This is a genomic window from Rothia sp. HMSC069C03, from assembly GCF_001811075.1.
GTDB lineage: Bacteria > Actinomycetota > Actinomycetes > Actinomycetales > Micrococcaceae > Rothia > Rothia mucilaginosa.
On record NZ_KZ627128.1, the window covers coordinates 26,648 to 41,992 of the forward strand.

The 15,345-nt window shown below is 59.2% G+C and carries 16 protein-coding genes and 3 tRNA genes; 11 read left to right on the top strand and 8 right to left on the bottom strand.

The genetic code is table 11. The annotated features are described in order from the left end of the window. Window positions 1-133 precede the first annotated feature (133 nt). The 3 genes from upp (at window position 134) to HMPREF2779_RS00945 (ending at window position 2,733) form a co-directional block, all read left to right on the top strand. Entirely contained in the window at window positions 134-772 is a 639-nt protein-coding gene (gene upp, locus HMPREF2779_RS00935; RefSeq protein ID WP_005507583.1) for a uracil phosphoribosyltransferase, read from the top strand. 529 nt (window positions 773-1,301) lie between these two features. Then, window positions 1,302-2,054, top strand: coding sequence for a winged helix-turn-helix domain-containing protein (locus tag HMPREF2779_RS00940; protein WP_070685953.1), 753 nt, complete (start codon window positions 1,302-1,304; stop codon window positions 2,052-2,054). Between the two features lie 133 nt (window positions 2,055-2,187). After that, window positions 2,188-2,733, top strand: a complete 546-nt coding sequence (locus HMPREF2779_RS00945; protein WP_070685955.1) for a SixA phosphatase family protein — start codon at window positions 2,188-2,190, stop codon at window positions 2,731-2,733. A 63-nt stretch (window positions 2,734-2,796) separates the two neighbouring features. On the opposite strand, the gene HMPREF2779_RS00950 is transcribed toward HMPREF2779_RS00945, so the two are convergent. Next, window positions 2,797-2,888: transfer RNA gene (locus HMPREF2779_RS00950), tRNA-Ser, on the bottom strand. A gap of 391 nt (window positions 2,889-3,279) precedes the next feature. On the opposite strand from HMPREF2779_RS00950, the gene HMPREF2779_RS00955 reads away from it, so the two are divergent. Continuing rightward, on the top strand, window positions 3,280-3,792 hold the full coding sequence (locus HMPREF2779_RS00955; protein WP_070685957.1) for a polyprenyltransferase: 513 nt from the start codon (window positions 3,280-3,282) through the stop codon (window positions 3,790-3,792). A 97-nt stretch (window positions 3,793-3,889) separates the two neighbouring features. Here HMPREF2779_RS00955 and HMPREF2779_RS00960 read toward each other — a convergent pair. Further along, window positions 3,890-3,977 (bottom strand) — tRNA-Ser (locus tag HMPREF2779_RS00960). A 125-nt stretch (window positions 3,978-4,102) separates the two neighbouring features. On the opposite strand from HMPREF2779_RS00960, the gene HMPREF2779_RS00965 reads away from it, so the two are divergent. The 3 genes from HMPREF2779_RS00965 (at window position 4,103) to HMPREF2779_RS00975 (ending at window position 6,995) form a co-directional block, all read left to right on the top strand. Further along, entirely contained in the window at window positions 4,103-5,113 is a 1,011-nt protein-coding gene (locus HMPREF2779_RS00965; protein ID WP_105360594.1) for an NAD(P)H-quinone oxidoreductase, read from the top strand. 248 nt (window positions 5,114-5,361) lie between these two features. Beyond that, a complete protein-coding gene (locus HMPREF2779_RS00970) occupies window positions 5,362-5,901 on the top strand; it encodes a dehydrogenase (RefSeq protein ID WP_105360595.1) in 540 nt (179 codons plus the stop codon). Between the two features lie 218 nt (window positions 5,902-6,119). Further along, window positions 6,120-6,995: an HpcH/HpaI aldolase/citrate lyase family protein gene (locus tag HMPREF2779_RS00975; RefSeq protein WP_070819273.1), complete on the top strand. Its 876-nt coding sequence runs from the start codon at window positions 6,120-6,122 to the stop codon at window positions 6,993-6,995. 126 nt (window positions 6,996-7,121) lie between these two features. Here the strand turns inward: HMPREF2779_RS00975 and HMPREF2779_RS00980 are convergent, their stop codons facing one another. Both HMPREF2779_RS00980 and HMPREF2779_RS00985 read right to left on the bottom strand, forming a co-directional pair. Beyond that, window positions 7,122-7,388: a hypothetical protein gene (locus tag HMPREF2779_RS00980; RefSeq protein WP_070685963.1), complete on the bottom strand. Its 267-nt coding sequence runs from the start codon at window positions 7,386-7,388 to the stop codon at window positions 7,122-7,124. A 105-nt stretch (window positions 7,389-7,493) separates the two neighbouring features. Next, window positions 7,494-7,568: transfer RNA gene (locus tag HMPREF2779_RS00985), tRNA-Thr, on the bottom strand. A 307-nt stretch (window positions 7,569-7,875) separates the two neighbouring features. On the opposite strand from HMPREF2779_RS00985, the gene HMPREF2779_RS00990 reads away from it, so the two are divergent. Both HMPREF2779_RS00990 and HMPREF2779_RS00995 read left to right on the top strand, forming a co-directional pair. Beyond that, window positions 7,876-8,628 carry a DsbA family protein gene (locus tag HMPREF2779_RS00990; RefSeq protein ID WP_105360596.1) on the top strand — a complete coding sequence of 251 codons (753 nt, stop codon included), beginning with the start codon at window positions 7,876-7,878 and terminating at the stop codon, window positions 8,626-8,628. Beyond that, window positions 8,628-9,416 carry a spermidine synthase gene (locus HMPREF2779_RS00995; RefSeq protein WP_105360597.1) on the top strand — a complete coding sequence of 263 codons (789 nt, stop codon included), beginning with the start codon at window positions 8,628-8,630 and terminating at the stop codon, window positions 9,414-9,416. The genes HMPREF2779_RS00990 and HMPREF2779_RS00995 overlap by 1 nt, the downstream gene beginning before the upstream one ends. Window positions 9,417-9,540: 124 nt before the next feature. On the opposite strand, the gene HMPREF2779_RS01000 is transcribed toward HMPREF2779_RS00995, so the two are convergent. Together HMPREF2779_RS01000 and HMPREF2779_RS01005 are read right to left on the bottom strand one after the other, a co-directional pair. Then, complete coding sequence (locus HMPREF2779_RS01000) at window positions 9,541-10,515, bottom strand: EamA family transporter (RefSeq protein ID WP_105360598.1); 975 nt, start codon at window positions 10,513-10,515, stop codon at window positions 9,541-9,543. A gap of 188 nt (window positions 10,516-10,703) precedes the next feature. Then, the gene (locus HMPREF2779_RS01005) at window positions 10,704-11,765 is read right to left on the bottom strand and encodes an EamA family transporter (protein ID WP_105360599.1); all 1,062 of its coding nucleotides are present in this window, start codon (window positions 11,763-11,765) and stop codon (window positions 10,704-10,706) included. 273 nt (window positions 11,766-12,038) lie between these two features. On the opposite strand from HMPREF2779_RS01005, the gene HMPREF2779_RS01010 reads away from it, so the two are divergent. Next, on the top strand, window positions 12,039-12,920 hold the full coding sequence (locus HMPREF2779_RS01010) for a di- and tripeptidase (RefSeq protein WP_105360600.1): 882 nt from the start codon (window positions 12,039-12,041) through the stop codon (window positions 12,918-12,920). Window positions 12,921-13,009: 89 nt separating this feature from the next. Here HMPREF2779_RS01010 and purB read toward each other — a convergent pair whose 3' ends face one another. Both purB and HMPREF2779_RS08915 read right to left on the bottom strand, forming a co-directional pair. Then, window positions 13,010-14,443, bottom strand: a complete 1,434-nt coding sequence (gene purB, locus HMPREF2779_RS01015; RefSeq protein WP_070685967.1) for an adenylosuccinate lyase — start codon at window positions 14,441-14,443, stop codon at window positions 13,010-13,012. Window positions 14,444-14,447: 4 nt separating this feature from the next. Beyond that, window positions 14,448-14,648, bottom strand: coding sequence for a hypothetical protein (locus HMPREF2779_RS08915; RefSeq protein ID WP_141754876.1), 201 nt, complete (start codon window positions 14,646-14,648; stop codon window positions 14,448-14,450). Window positions 14,649-14,734: 86 nt separating this feature from the next. Here HMPREF2779_RS08915 and HMPREF2779_RS01020 point away from each other — a divergent pair, with 86 nt between their 5' ends. Next, the gene (locus HMPREF2779_RS01020) at window positions 14,735-15,328 is read left to right on the top strand and encodes an ABC transporter substrate-binding protein (RefSeq protein WP_105360601.1); all 594 of its coding nucleotides are present in this window, start codon (window positions 14,735-14,737) and stop codon (window positions 15,326-15,328) included. Window positions 15,329-15,345: the final 17 nt, after the last annotated feature.

Genomic DNA, 15,345 nt, shown 5'->3' on the forward strand with positions numbered 1-15,345 from the left:
TTGTTCTGGGGTGGTGCTGGCGGGTGTGTTGGTAGGTGCTTGTGCGGGGGTACTTCGCCTCGTTTTATAGGTTGTGTGCCACTTCCGGGGCTTTGCCGGTGCTTGCTGATTCGGGGGTGGGTAAAATCGTATTATGCGTATTAAGATTCTTGACCACCCGCTGGTCTCTCACAAGATTAGTGTTCTGCGTGATAAGAACACCCCGTCCCCGATTTTCCGTCAGCTGGTTGATGAGCTGGTGACCCTTCTCGCCTATGAGGCGACTCGCGAGATTCGCGTGGAAGAGGTTGAGGTTGTGACTCCGGTGGCGACTACTACCGGTGTTCGTATTGCTGATCCTAAGCCGCTGGTTGTTCCGATTCTGCGTGCTGGTCTGGGCATGCTGGAGGGTATGACTCGTCTGGTTCCGACCGCTGAGGTGGGCTTCCTGGGTATGGCTCGTAATGAGGAGACCCTGGATATTGTGACTTATGCTGAGCGTCTGCCGGAGGATTTGACTGGTCGTCAGGTGTACCTGCTGGATCCGATGCTGGCTACCGGTGGCACTCTGATTGAGGCCATTAAGTTCCTGCGTGAACGTGGTGCTGAGTCTGTGACTTGCGTGTGCCTGATTGCTGCTCCTGAGGGCATTGCTGCTCTGGAGAAGGGCATTGAGGGTATGGAGAATGTTGACCTGTTCCTGGCTGCTCGTGATGAGCGTCTGAACGAGAAGGCGTACATCATTCCGGGTCTGGGCGATGCTGGTGACCGCCTGTACGGTCTGGCTGAGTAGTTTTTCAGCGTTATTCACGTGATGTGAGTGGGGCGCCTCTGCATATGTTTAAGCATGTGCGGGGGCGCTTTGTTGTGTCTGCGGGGGGCTGTGCGCAGGTTATACGTTGTGATGTTGGGTGCTTGTGTGGGTTTATGAAACACCCTTGATAATATGTGATGAGGAACACTATAATGCTTTGAGGGCCTCAAAATATATTGAGCATATTCGCAGCTTCACATGAAAATACAGGGTGAAACCAGTAAATAAAAGAAGCTATGAATATTTATAAGGGAAAAAATACTGAAAGCTTCAGGTAGTCCCCGAAACCCTAAAACATGAGAGAGGGCATTGTACTCCTCTCGCCCATAAAGATGAATCCACTATGCTGAATCCGCTTGATTTATCCGTCAAATAGGAGAAATATTAAGTAAGAGGATTGAGACTCGAACAGGTATTGGGGACTGTTTTAGCTCCGCGTCACTTCCGGCGCACCCCACACTACGTACGACAGGGATCCCGTACACAGACTTTGAGAGAAGGTTGAACCATGTCAGGCGCTGTACCTGGATATGTCCACATCTCCCAGCGCGGCCGCGCCGCTAAGCGCCAGGTCGTGCAGCCCCAGCGTCCCGCTGCGCCGGCCGCAACGTTGCGCCCGATGACTTTCTCAGCCGGTGACTCTGCCCATAAGCAGGCTCAGGAAAATGAGGCACGCGGCTTTGTGCTCTATGTGGGTTTGAACGAGGAACTTGCTGCAGCGAATGGTACCTCCCTGGTGCGTATCGTTCAGGATCTGCGCACTTACGCACACCACCTGGCTCCCGAGTCGGAGTCGTACGCCGCTGTGGCGTTGGCTCCGGTGAACGCTGAGGGTAGCGACCTTGAGGTGGTACGTAATGCGCTCGGCGACCCGACCGCAATGTACATGCACCCGGAGGCGAATGTCGCCCGCGAAGCAGAGACCACGAATAGCCATTCTTCGGGTGTGCTGATTGATTTGGCACGCCGCGAGGTATTCCTGGATGGTGAGCCGCTCATGCTGACCTTCAAGGAATTCGAGCTGCTGGCACACCTGGTGGAGAACTCTTCCCGCACCGTGGGGCGTGAGGAACTGCTGAAGGCGCTGTGGAGCTCCGGTGACGAGCATCCGCATGAGCGTACGATTGACGTGCATATTCGTCGTCTGCGTTCGAAGCTGGGCCGCCTGTCGGGTACCGTGCGTACGGTGCGCGGTCAGGGTTACCGCTTCTTTGAGCACCCCGAGGTTGTCGTCTGGGCTGCTCCGGAGTACTCGATTTAGTTTTTAGAGTGCACCCCGGTGTGCTGGCGTGATGCCGGTACGCCGGGGTTTACTTGTGCCCCGCCTGTGGGTGTTAGTGCGCGTGCTGTGCGGCGTGCGGGACGTCCCGGCGCCCTCTAGCTAGAATGGGTGTATGGCTGAAAATTCTTCCAACACTGCATCTGGCTCGCACCGCAGCGGGGCCAAGCGTCTGATTATTATGCGCCATGCGGAGGCTGATTGGGGTCTGAATGATTTTGATCGTCCGCTGACGAAGCGTGGTCATGAGCAGGCTGCCGCCGCAGGTGCCTGGTTGGCTTCTCGCGGTTATATTCCGGAGCAGATTATGTCGTCATCGGCATTGCGTACTCGCCAGACGACGACTTGGGTTTCGGATGGTTTGGGGGCGAAGGCGCCTACCGCTCATCTGGATGAGGGTCTATATGAGGTGTCTGCGTCCCGCATTATTGCGCGCATTAACAGCGTTTCGGAGAATGTTCATTCTCTGATGGTGGTGTCGCATCTGCCCGGTGTGCAGGATGCGGCGCAGCGTTTGATGGGCCCGGATTCTGACCCGAACGCGTCCATGGATGTGTACTACGGTTTCCCGCCTTCTTCCATTGCGGTGTTTGAGGTGCCGGGGGAGTGGGCTCTGCTTGATGGCGCGGATGCGCGCCTCGTGGACTTCAAGAGCTTCTAGACTTCGCACCCGAATGAAAAGGGTAAAGTAAAAGCCCCGTACCAGCTGGTACGGGGCTTTTTGTGGCGGAGACGGGGGGATTTGAACCCCCGGTCGAGTTTAACCCCGACCCTTCATTAGCAGTGAAGTCCATTCGGCCGCTCTGGCACGTCTCCACGGTGCGCTCGCGAGCGCATCCCTATAAGAATATAGGCTGTTTTGCGCTTGGTCAATTCGACCTGTGAGGCGTGAGAGATATATGGGTGGGATGGTGTTGCGGTGGGAGTTGTGAATATGCTGCTTGGTATTCTGCTCAGCCTTTTGAGATGCTGCTGTTGTTTATGGTCCTGGCGTATGTTTAGATGGATATCTTTCATAGCTACTGGTCGGAGAAGACTCGCGAGCGCTCCGTGTGCCCGCAGATTTTTGTATATCCTTTAGAGCACCCAGCTAATGCATTGCGGTGCATTGTGGGGGCTTGGGCAGCGGATGTAGTTGTACCCGTTCCATTCATGGGTTAGGGTGAATTAGGTTTAACGCACACCAGCCGTACGAAAGTGAGATGCCATGTCTCAGAATCCTCGGGGTTCAGACCCCTACGACTACAACCCGGACTACAACCGTCTGAACGAGCAGTACAACCAGAACGGTCAGTGCGGGCAGAATACGAAGTATGGTCAGTATGGTCAGGGCTCTTACGGCCAGTACGGTCAGCCAATGATGGTTCCTGTGGGCTTTTTGCAGAAGACCCCTGAACAGATTGCTGGTGAGAAGGCTGCTCAGACTTCTACGGTGCTCGGTATTATCGGCTTGATTTGTGTTCTGACGCTTGGCTGGTTCTTGATTGGTATTCCCTTTCTGATTCTGGGTGTTATCGGTGTCTCCAAGGCGAATGAGGCGGAGCGTTTCGGTGTGGCGGCTTCGACTGGTCGCATCCTGAATTGGATTACCGTAGTTATTGGTGGCATTTTCCTGGTGCTTTACGGCGGTAGTATTCTGATGCTGATTCTGTTGGCTTCCTCAGAATCCGCGGCCAATTCCAGACTGGTGGATGTTGCGCAGATACTGGCATTCTTCTAAAAGCTTCTGCCCTCGCTGGAGGGTACGCGAGAGCCCCGTTCCTCAATACGAGGAACGGGGCTCTTTGTGCTCCACGCGTGGAGCACAAGCTAAAACGCGGATGGTAAGGGATTTGAACCCTTGAGACGGGGTCACCGCCTACTGGTTTTCAAGACCAGCTCCTTCGGCCGCTCGGACAACCATCCATACGCACCAGAGACCGGCATTTTATGGCAATACCGTGCCGCAGGGCACTACGAGATTATCTCATGCGATAAGCTTTCTGTAAATCGCGCACCAACGATGGTGCTTCCGGCAATGAGGAGGACTCATGAGAGCAATTATTGAGAACAGTCACGGCGGACCTGAGGCTCTGACAATCAGCGAAGTCCCCGCCCCCGTACCCCGATCCCACGAAGTTCTCGTCCGTGTTCACGCCGCCGGAATCAACCGCGCCGACGCCCTGCAGCGCCGCGGATTCTACCCGCCGCCCGCCGGCGCGAGCGCCATCTACGGCCTCGAAGTAGCCGGCGTCATTGAAGCGGTCGGTGAAGGCGCCTCCGTGGAGAACCGCGGCACCCCCGTCATGGCGCTCCTCGCTGGAGGCGGCTACGCCGACTACGTGACCGTACCGGTCGACCACGTGCTACCCGTACCCGAACAGCTGAGTTTTGCCGAAGCCGCCGGTATTCCCGAAGTCGCGGCAACCGTCTACTCGAACCTGGTTCTCACCTGTGGTATGAGCATGAACCCCGCCGAAAACCTCAAGGAAGACGGTGAACCCGCGGTGGTGCTCGTGCACGGTGGTACCGGCGGTATCGGTGTGCACGCTATTCAGCTGGCGCTCGCCGTAGGTACCCGCGTGTTTGCAACCGTGGGAACCGAGGAAAAAGCAGAATATGTGCGCTTACTAGGTGCGGAACCCATTATTTATACAGAACATTCGTTCCGTGAAGTTCTGCTGGCTGAAACTGGCGGACGCGGCGCTGACTACATCCTCGACGTCGTGGGCGGAAAGTACCTGGACGACAATCTGCACACCCTCGCCGACGGCGGGCACCTGTGCATTATCGGTCTGATGGGCGGCGCCAAAGCAGAAGTGAACCTGGGGTATATGCTCTCCCGCCGCCTGTCGGTGCACGCTACGAGCCTGCGTACCCGTTCGGATCATCAGAAGGCTGAGATTCTGCGAGGTGTACGCGAACACGTGCTGCCGCTGATTGAATCCGGCAGGATTGGCGTGGGTCTGGACCGTATCTTCGACATGGAGGAGGCGGCTGCCGCCCACGAATACTTCGACTCCGGTCAGCATCGCGGCAAGATTGTGCTGCGCATGGTCTAGAAATCGCTGCGCCCCTGCGGTGCTATTTTAGGCCGGTGCCATTTTAGACTGGCGCTGCGGGGAGCGTCGCGTGAGCGGCGTGAAGAAAATCTGGGTTTGAAATAAACAGTTGACTGCTGACATCTCGTCACTAAAGGAGATTTAGGGTAACCTAAGTATAGGGAGGTTTGCGGGTCGCCGCAGAGCCCATCACCGGCAGCCTCCACCGACCAACAAACACGGCACACACACCACGCAGAGGAGGACATATGGGACTTAAAAGCTACCTGCAATCGCGCCGCGACGACGCCGCACTCGGCAAAGGCATCTGGCGCCGATCCCACGACCGGTTCATTCGCGGTATCGACCGCTTCCACCAGGTCCTCGAACGCTTGGCGGCAACCGATTCGTCCACCTCCATGATTGAGCTCATCGTGCCGGACGCAAACGAGCTCGCCGACCTCATCCCGCGCGTGCGTGCAGTCGCTATGGAAGCGCACCGCCTCGCTCCCAGCGACGGCGATATTCCCGCCTCCCCATTCGGCACCTACTCTGACCTGAACCGCGCCCTCTCCAAGGCGGGTAACGCCGTGGCACTCTGCGCCGAAGCGCTCGCCATGGCACGCTGCTTCGGCAATTGTGCGAGTGCATGCGACCGCCAGGTGAGCGTGCACCGCCGCGTGGAAACCGTCATCCAGCACATTGAAGACGCTGAGCGTCTGATTCAGCGCGCCCAGAAGGAAGCCGCCGGCAAGCTGACCTTCGACGATGGAATCCCCGTGGGCCGCACCCAGCTGATTGAGGCATAACACAGGGCCTAAATTGCGGTCAACAGGCGGGTTAGTTTGATGTGCACCTCAACAGGCGATACGCTTAAAGAAGAGGTGTAGGACACTTCTTATGCGGTTCCGTCACAATGGAGGTGACGACACAATGCGATGGTACGCGCGGAAGAACCGCAGGCTTTTTCCTGCCCCTCTACGGCACAACCCAATGCATATACAATTCACGGAAGAAGTCACACACCATGTTTGAATTCCACCGCAATGAGCGTGCGCGTCAGCTGCGCCCCAGCCTCTCACGCTCCTGGCTCCTCGTGCGCGCCAACTCCTCCGAAGAAGTCTTTGAAGAGGCCTTCGAATCCGAGGCTGACTCCATCATCATTGACCTTGAAGACGGCTGCCCCGCCGAAGAGAAGGACGCCGCTCGCGAACAGGTCGTCCGTATGCTCAACTCCGGCGTCGTCGCATGGGTGCGAATCAACGCCATCACCACCGAACACTGGTGGAAGGACGTCAAAGCCCTCAAGAACGTGAAGGGCTTGCGAGGCGTCATGCTCGCCACCGCAGAGCACGCCACCGACATTGACCGCACCGCAGCCGAGCTGCCCCCCGGAACCCCCATCATCGCGCTGATCGAGTCCGCACTGGGCGTGCACCACTCCATCGAAATTGCGCGCGCAATCGGCACCTTCCGTCTCGCATTCGGTGCGGGCGACTACCGCCGCGACACCGGCTCCTCCGCAACCCCCATGGCGCTCGCCTACGTGCGTTCGCAGCTGGTCATCGCCTCCACTCTGGGTGGTCTGCCCGGCCCCATCGACGGCCCGACCCTCGGCGCATACGGCGCTGACCTCTCCAAGGCATGCGGCTACGCGAACGACCACGGCATGACCGGTAAGATTACCCTCGACATCCGCCAGACCGAGACCATCAACGCCGCATTCTCTCCCAGCGAGATCGAAATCGAAGAAGCACACCAGATGCTCGACGTGCCCCTCGACGGCCCCCGCGACGGCTCCTACCTGCCGCGTTACCTGCGTGCAAAGAAGGTCAAGGAACTCGCCAAGGTTTACGGTCTGTGGGGCAAGACCGACAGCGACTTCCAGCGTGCATCCAAGTAAGATGCTCGCCTAAGGTACACGCGTAAAAAGCCGCGCATCCGACCCCTGAACGGGGAACCGGATGCGCGGCTTTTGTCTGCCTGAAACCTCACGAGGCTACAGCCTGGCGGGCTGCCGGTCAGCAACCTAGTTGCGGGGCGACTTTCCGCCCGTCAGCGCATGAGCGCACACGTACGAAGTCGCCAAAGAAATCACAATCGGCACCAGGAACGAGGTGTCATCCTCATACACGGAACGGTAGAAGAACCACACCGCCAGGGAAACCACCAGCGCCAGCACGTACACCAGCGCAAAACGCATCGTGGGGCTCATCGGGCGTGCAGAGCCCGCAGAGGCGCGGCCTGCCTGCGAACGGCCCCTCTGGCGCTTAGCGGATGCGGATCGAGAAGACATGAGAATCTCCTAAAGTTCGACGGTGACATCTTCGAGAAAACGACATCTCTCAGATGCTAAAAACCGCCGCAACACACCGGAAACCGGCACGCGTTACGGCGGATGTGGAGCCCCCAGTGGGATTCGAACCCACGACCTTTTCTTTACGAGGGAAATGCTCTACCCCTGAGCTATAGAGGCGCATATGCTGCCGTTCTCAACTGCCCGAAAGCAACCGGCGAACAGTGCATACCCCGCAATAGTACCAAAAAGGCGGGGGAGAGGCTAATTACTTTCAACACCGGGCCCGCAGCTGAGAGTAGGCGGCAGAGCGGCTATGGTGTGCACTGCATTTACCCCGCAAACCCGCCCGAAGATAGGGAAAGTTCAGGGCAGGGGCATACAATAAAGCCTGTACCCACGGCGGCTGACAGCATCTCACAGTGCATATCAACCACAGATTGATTACCCACAGACCAGCCCGCCACCCGTAGAGAGAGGAACCCCCATGACTTCACCCCTCAACCGTCGCACCCTGCTGCTGGGCGTAGTGCCCGCCGCCGCACTGGGACTGAGCGCATGCGGTTCCAGCTCCTCCCAGTCCTCCGCATCGGCATCGGCGAGCGCTTCGGCGAGCGCCACCGCAAGCACCGCCGCTACCTCGGCAAGCGCATCCGCTGACCCCTCGGCTTCTGTGAGTGGCTCGGCAACCGCCGATGACGGCTACGTCGGATACCGCCTCAACCGCGAAGTACCCGGCGCAGGCACCGCAACCCTGTACACCGACTACCAGTGCCCCTACTGCGCCAAGGTAGAACCCAAGTTCGAAGAAGCCGCCAAGAAGCTTGACGGCATCATGAACGTGACCGTGCGCCACATGCCGCTGAACATGCACGCCAATGCCGTACCCGCCGCACTCGCCGTAGAGGCCGCAGCAGCTCAGGGTAAGCACGTCGAAATGGCGAACAAGCTCTTCAACACCCAGAACGACTGGAAGAACATCCAGGAGCGCCCTAAGCTGCGCACCCTCTTCAACGACTACGCCAAGGAACTGGGCCTGAACGTCGAAGAATTCGACAAGGCTCTGCTCGACTCCAACACCGTCAAGCCCGTTCAGCGCGACTACGAGCACGCCGTGAAGATCGGCGTGAAGGGCACCCCCACCTTCGCCGTGAACGACAAGGTCATTGAGGGTCTGGATTCTTCCTCCTCGGTGGATGACCTGGTCAGCACCTTCAAGCGTGAAGCTGGCGTGAAGTAGTGGCGCACATTCAGCTCTCCGGCGGTCAGTGCGCCGAAATTCACCCCGACGGGTTCAGCGACCACGGCTACGTCCTCGAAATCGGTGGCGCCGAGCAGTCCCACGTGGACGTGCAGAACCCCGACTACGTGTTCTACGAGTACCTGCGCCGCATCGCAAACGCGGTGGATGTGCTCGCACCCGCCGGCGAACCCATCACCGCCGCACACCTGGGCGCCGGTGCGCTCACCCTCGTGCGTTACATTCAGGCGACCCGCCCCGGCTCCCGCCAGGTTGCCGTGGATATTGAACCCGAGCTCATGGGCTTCGTAAGGGACCGCCTGCCGTTACCCGCCGGAACCGACTGCCAGCTGGTGGTCGGTGACGCCCGTGAGCAGCTGGCGAACCTGCCCGAAGTGCTGGGCGTGCCCGGCTTCGACGCGATCATTCTCGACATCTTCACCGGCATGGATGCGCCCGCCCACCTGGCGAACCGCGACTTCTACCGCGAACTCAAGGACGCCCTGAGTGAGCGCGGCATGGTCGCCATCAACGTGGGTGACGATGCGGGTCTGCCCTTCTTCCAGCTGCAGGCAGCCGCCATGCTGGAAGTCTTCGACCACGTGTGGTGCCTGTGCGAAAGTTCCATGATTAGCGGGCAGAATGAGGGCAACCTCGTGCTGGTCGGTACCGCCCGCGAGCTGGACGAGGACACCCAGGACTGGCTGTACGCCCTGGGCCCACATCCGGCGGAGGTGCTCACCACCGATGAGCTGCGCGACCTGCTGGACGAGCTGGCTGAGAGCTAAACCTGACGTACAAAACCGTTGAGGCGGGTACCAACCAGGTACCCGCCTCAACGGTTTTCTCTATGGATTTTCTACAGGGGTTTTTCTATATGCCGCGCGCCGCACGCGGGCAGAATTTTAGTTTTTACTCAGGTAGCGGCACGGGGACGGGGTCCATGCCGTCATCTTTCTGCTTGTGGGAACTGCCCTTCGTGGTGGTCAGCGTAATACCCACACTCGCGGTCATCAGCAGGAAAATCGCCACCCAACGAATCGGGCCGGTCTCCTGATTCAGCAGCGCCCAACCGGCAATCGCCGCAATAGCGGGCTCCAAGCTCATTAGCACACTAAATACGCGCTCCGGCAGGTTGCGCAGAGCCATCAGCTCCGCGCTATAGGGAATCACCGAAGCGAACATGGCGGTACCAAAAATCATGAGGATCAGCATCGGATCCTGCGCCGCATTCCAGATCGGCTGAGGCGCCGGAACAACTGCCGCCACCGGGGCAATAAACGCAGCACCAACAAGCATCGCCACCGCCAGGCCGCTCGCACCCGGAACCAGGGCACCCACCTTCGCGCTAGAGCGAATATACAGCGCCCAGAACACGCCAGCAATCAGCGCGAACGTCAGACCCAGGTAGTCGGTATCCTTGCCGACCGCCGCCTCATAGCCGAGCACCAGCATGCCCGCCAGGGTGCAGAGCACCCACACCGCGTCGCGGAGCCTGCGCGTCAGCATGGACGCCAACGCCAGCGGGCCCAAGAACTCCACCGCAACCGCCAAACCAATCGGGATGCGGTCAATCGCGCAATAGAAGAAGCCGTTCATCAGACCGAAAGTCATACCGAAAATGATGACGGCACGCCACTGCTCCTTCGACCAGGACAGCGCACCCGGCGGCATCGTGCCCCCGCGACGGGCACGCCAGCGAGCCGCCAACCACACGGCGCTACCGACCACAATGGACGCAATCGCCAGACGGCTGACGCTAACAGCAAGCGCACCAAACAGCGGGAAGAGCGTCACCGCGAACGCAGCGCCGAATTGCAGCGACGAGCAGGATATCAGCACAAACATAATGCCCAGTGCAGGACGTTGAGATGAAGTATGCGGCATGATTCTCCTTCCTGCCCCTCACAAGGAGGCGGTGCGTCTCTCGAGGTGTACCGGTGACGTATCGATTCGGGCGGAGGCAAGAACCTGACCAGCGCAGTTAAAAAGTGCACCCCCGGGTAACACGAGATACTATCCTACTCGTCACCCGGGGGTGCTAGAAACCGTTGACACGGCTACAGTTCAGCAGATTAGAGGCCCTTCGCCTCACGGTCAGCCTTGATCTGCGCAGCCGACGGAAGCGTAATGGAACTTGTTGCCATCTGCGCAATATCAACCGCGTGGGCATCCACCGCGCCGGGCAAGTAGCGATCAGGATCCTCCAAAGTGCCCTCCTCCTGCGCCTTCTTCTGTGCGCGAGCGTGAGAAATTGAAATGCCGATACTCGCAGCCACCAGCAGAGCAATAGCAACCCAACGAACCAGGCCGGTAGCCTCACCAAGCATCACAATACCCACAGCCGCCGCAATCGCAGGCTCCAGGGACAGCACCACGCTATAAATATGCGCGGGCAACAGACGCAGCGAAGAAACCTCACCCAGTGCCGGCAGAGCAGAAGCCAGCAGACCCATCAGGCAGCCAATAGCCAGCAGGTTCACATCCTGGGTGACCTTCAGCAGGTTGTTGCCGCTAATAAGGAACGGGAACGGCAGAACCAGCAGGGTAGAGACAACGTTACCCATGACCATGCCGCCCATGCCCGGGATGAGTGCGCCCACCTTCTCCGTCGCCAGAATATAGGCGGCACGAGAAACAGCGGTCAGCACCGCAAAGAACACACCCATCAGGGCGAAATCTTCAGGCTTCGCCTGGGACTCAGCCGTCAGAATCGCCATGCCCGTAAAGGACAGCGCAATCCACACCAGGTCCAGCTTGCGGCGCGACATAACCGTCGCCAGAACCAGCGGACCCATGAACTCAATCGCCACCGCAATCGCCAGCGGAACCTGCTCAATCGCCACATAGAAGAAGGCATTCGCACCCGTCAGGGCGACACCGAGAACAATGACCGTCAGCCACTGTTGACGGGTCCACGAACGAATCTGCGGACGGAAGAACGCCCACAGCAGGATAGAAGAAGTCAACAGGCGCAGAGTCACCACGCCCCAAGGGCCCAAATCGCCCATCAGCTGCTTAGCAAGAGCCGCACCGAACTGCGCCGAAATAATCGCGCCGGTCGCGTACGCAACACCCAGCCCCTGAGTCGCCAGGGGAGAACGCGCAGCATTGGGCGTATGGGTGGAAGAAGTCATAGCAATCCTTATTAGTCCAGAAGAGGTGTCAGCCGCTATCTGTCGTCAGGCGCGACCCCGAATCGTCGTGAAACAGGTCACACACTATGCAAACAATGAATAGTGTGTAATCTAGGACAATTTTACGCGCTTTAAAATTGGGCGCAAATAGAGACCAAAACACCCTAACAACCCCTCAAAAACCTCCACGCCCTCGGTGAAATTTCACCCCCACACCCCACCACAACCCCTCATATCCAGGAAATATTCACCCAGCCGTGATTTACTGAGAGCATGCTTGACCCGAAGAAGTCTCTATTCGATGAAGACGGCAACCCCCGTCCCGCGCTAACCACCACCCTCGACAACGTACTGCGCATGCAACGACCGCTCGCGCTGTCCATCGTCAAAAAACTCCGTGAAGCGCACCCCGACGAAACCCCCGAACAAATCCACAAGCGCCTCGACCGCACCTACCTGCGCGACATCACCGCCATCGGCGGCGTCACCGGCGCATCCGCATTCGTGCCCGGCGTCGGTACCGTCACCTCCATGAGCCTGTCCGCGCTCGCAGTTGGCGGCTACCTCGAACGTACCGCCCTCTACGCCCAGGCAGTCGCAGAACTGCACGGCGTGCACGTACACGACGCCGAAACCGCCCGCTCCATGGTCATGGCCATCATGCTCGGTGACGAAGGCTCCCAGCTCATGAACACCGTGCTGCTGCAGACCGGTAAGGCAAGCGGCGTCTCCAACAAGTGGGGCATGCTGCTCGGCAACTCCTCCGGCGGCAAGATGTTCAGCGTCGAACGCACCATCCGTAACCTGTTCATCCGCCGATTCCTCACCCGCCAGACCGGCGCACTGCTCGGCCGCGCCCTGCCCTTCGGCGTAGGCGCAGTCGTTGGCGGCGGCGCAAACCTGGCCCTTGGCAAGGACGTTGTGCGCAACACCCGCCGAGCCTTCGGCGACGCACCCGCCTACTTCCCCGCAGAGCTCATGATCACCCCGCGTGCACCGCGCGTACAGGGCGGCGAAGGTTCGGAAGGCCCCTCCGGCGTGGTTGGCTCCCTGCTCAAGGGCGTCAAGGACGCAGGTAAGGCGGCAGGCAAGGTCTTCACCCGCGACAAGGGCAACGACACCGAAACCGGTCACCGCCGCATGCTCGGTCGCTAAAATCCTCGCCAGCTAACAGAACATAGCAAAGACCCCGGCTCCCTGAATACAGGGAACCGGGGTCTTCTGTTTCAATCCTTTGCTACGGACTAAGCGTTCTTCGCGTGATCCAGCAGCTGAGCCGCAATACCGTTATAGGTGTGCGGAGTCAGAGCAGACAGACGCGCCTCAGCCTCGGGGGAGAGGCCCAGAGTAGCCACAAACTCCTTCAGACGAGCAGCATCCACGCGGTGACCGCGAGTCAGCTCCTTCAGACGCTCATACGGGTTCTCCATACCGGGAACACCCGCGATAGCCTCAGCGCGCATCACCATCTGGATCGCCTCAGCCAGAACCTCCCAGTTCGCATCCAGATCAGCCGAAATAACGTCGGTCGCAATATCCAGACGCTGCAGACCCTTCACCACATTGGAGATAGCCAGCACCGAGTGACCAAACGCCACACCGATATTGCGCTGCGCCGACGAGTCAGTCAGGTCACGCTGCCAACGAGAAGTTACCAGGGTCGAAGCCAGCGAATCCAGCAGAGCGTTGGACAGCTCCAGGTTAGCCTCCGCATTCTCAAAGCGAATCGGGTTCACCTTGTGCGGCATAGTCGACGAACCGGTCGCACCAGCCACCGGAATCTGACGGAAGAAACCAATCGAAATGTAGCTCCACACATCGGTGCAGAGGTTGTGCAGCACGCGGTTGAAATGAGCGATATCCGAGTACAGCTCAGCCTGCCAGTCGTGCGACTCAATCTGAGTGGTCAGCGGGTTCCAAGTCAGACCCAGGTGCTCCACAAAACCACGAGAAATCTTCTGCCAATCAGCGCTCGGCACCGAGGCGTAATGCGCGGCGTAAGTACCGGTCGCGCCATTAATCTTGCCGAGGAACTCGGTCGCCTTCACGTGCTTGACCTGGCGCTTCAGGCGGTAGGCGAGCACGCCCATCTCCTTGCCCAGGGTGGAGGGGGTCGCCGGCTGGCCGTGAGTGCGGCACAGCATCGGCACGTCGCGGCCGTCCTCAGCCAGCTTCAGCAGAACATCAATCAGCTCCTCCGCGGCGGGGATCCACACGTTCTCAACGGCGTCCTTGATGCCCAGCGCGTAGGAGAGGTTGTTAATGTCCTCAGAAGTGCAGCCGAAGTGAACCAGCGGCACCAGGTGACCCAGGCCCAGGCCCTCCAGGCGGCGGCCAATGTAGTACTCGACCGCCTTCACATCGTGAACGGTGACAGCCTCAATCTCAGCCAGCTCCGCCACAGAATCAGCGTTGAAATCGGTCACGATGGCGCGCAGGCCCTTCTTCTGTTCCTCGCTCAGCGGGGACAGACCCGGCAGCACCTCGTGCTCGCACAGGTAAATGAACCACTCAACCTCAACGTGGATGCGGTCGCGGTTCAGAGCCGCCTCAGAAAGGTAGTTGGTCAGGGGTGCGGTCACGGATGCGTAGCGTCCGTCGAGGGGGCCCAGCGCAAGTTCGCCGGTGCCCAGGTCAATACGGCCAGAAGGCAAGAAGGTGTTATTGGTGTGAGACATAGCTCTATTTTTGCATGAATTCGCTGAAAAAAAGAGGCGGGAAGAGCATATGGACGTGACGGGCGGCTTGGTTAGTTGCAGAAATATGACAAAACGAGGTGCTGCGGAAGGGGTATTTTTCGGGTCTTGAGGGGTCAAAACGTGCGAATTTTTCGAAACAAGCCTGAGTTATCCACAGGTTGGCGTACTCGGCCTGCACGGTCACCGCGGCAGATTTAGCCTAAAACAAACCCGAACACAGGACAGAAACAGGCACACAAACAACCAGTCCAACCACCGAAAGGACGCCCCGTGAACACAATCGTCGACACCGCACCACCTCCCGCACCCCAGCTGCCCCGCATCGAACCAACCGATATCCTCCGCGCAGCAGGACACATGGGCATCGGCACCGCTGCCGGCCACGCCCTCGCCGAACAGCTCATGGCGGCAGCCGACCTCGCCCGCGCCAAAGGCGCAGAACTCGCCCACAGGATGCGCACCGAAGCCCAAGAAATCCGCACCGCACACCAATGCGCCAACGAACTCAACGGCGACCGCTGGGCATCCGAAGCCGGACGCGCCTACCGGCGACAACTCGAAGAACACCGCGAAAAAATCCGCAACCAAGCCGAACAAGCCGAAGGCACCGCCGCCATGATCGCCGCCGCCGGTGAAGAACTCGCCAACGACCTCACCGGCAAAGCGCAGGCTATCAAAGCTGCCGCCTCCGCCATAGATAACCTACTCGGCAAACTCGCCGACGGTGCCGCCGACGCCCTCGAAAAACTTAACCCCGGCGAAATCATCGCCCGCTCAGGCGTGCAAAAAGCCCAGTCAACGCTCGATTCACTCATGCACGTGAACCTGCCCGACGGGCTGAGCTCGCTCATCCGAACCCACTAATCTCACCCCAGGAGACA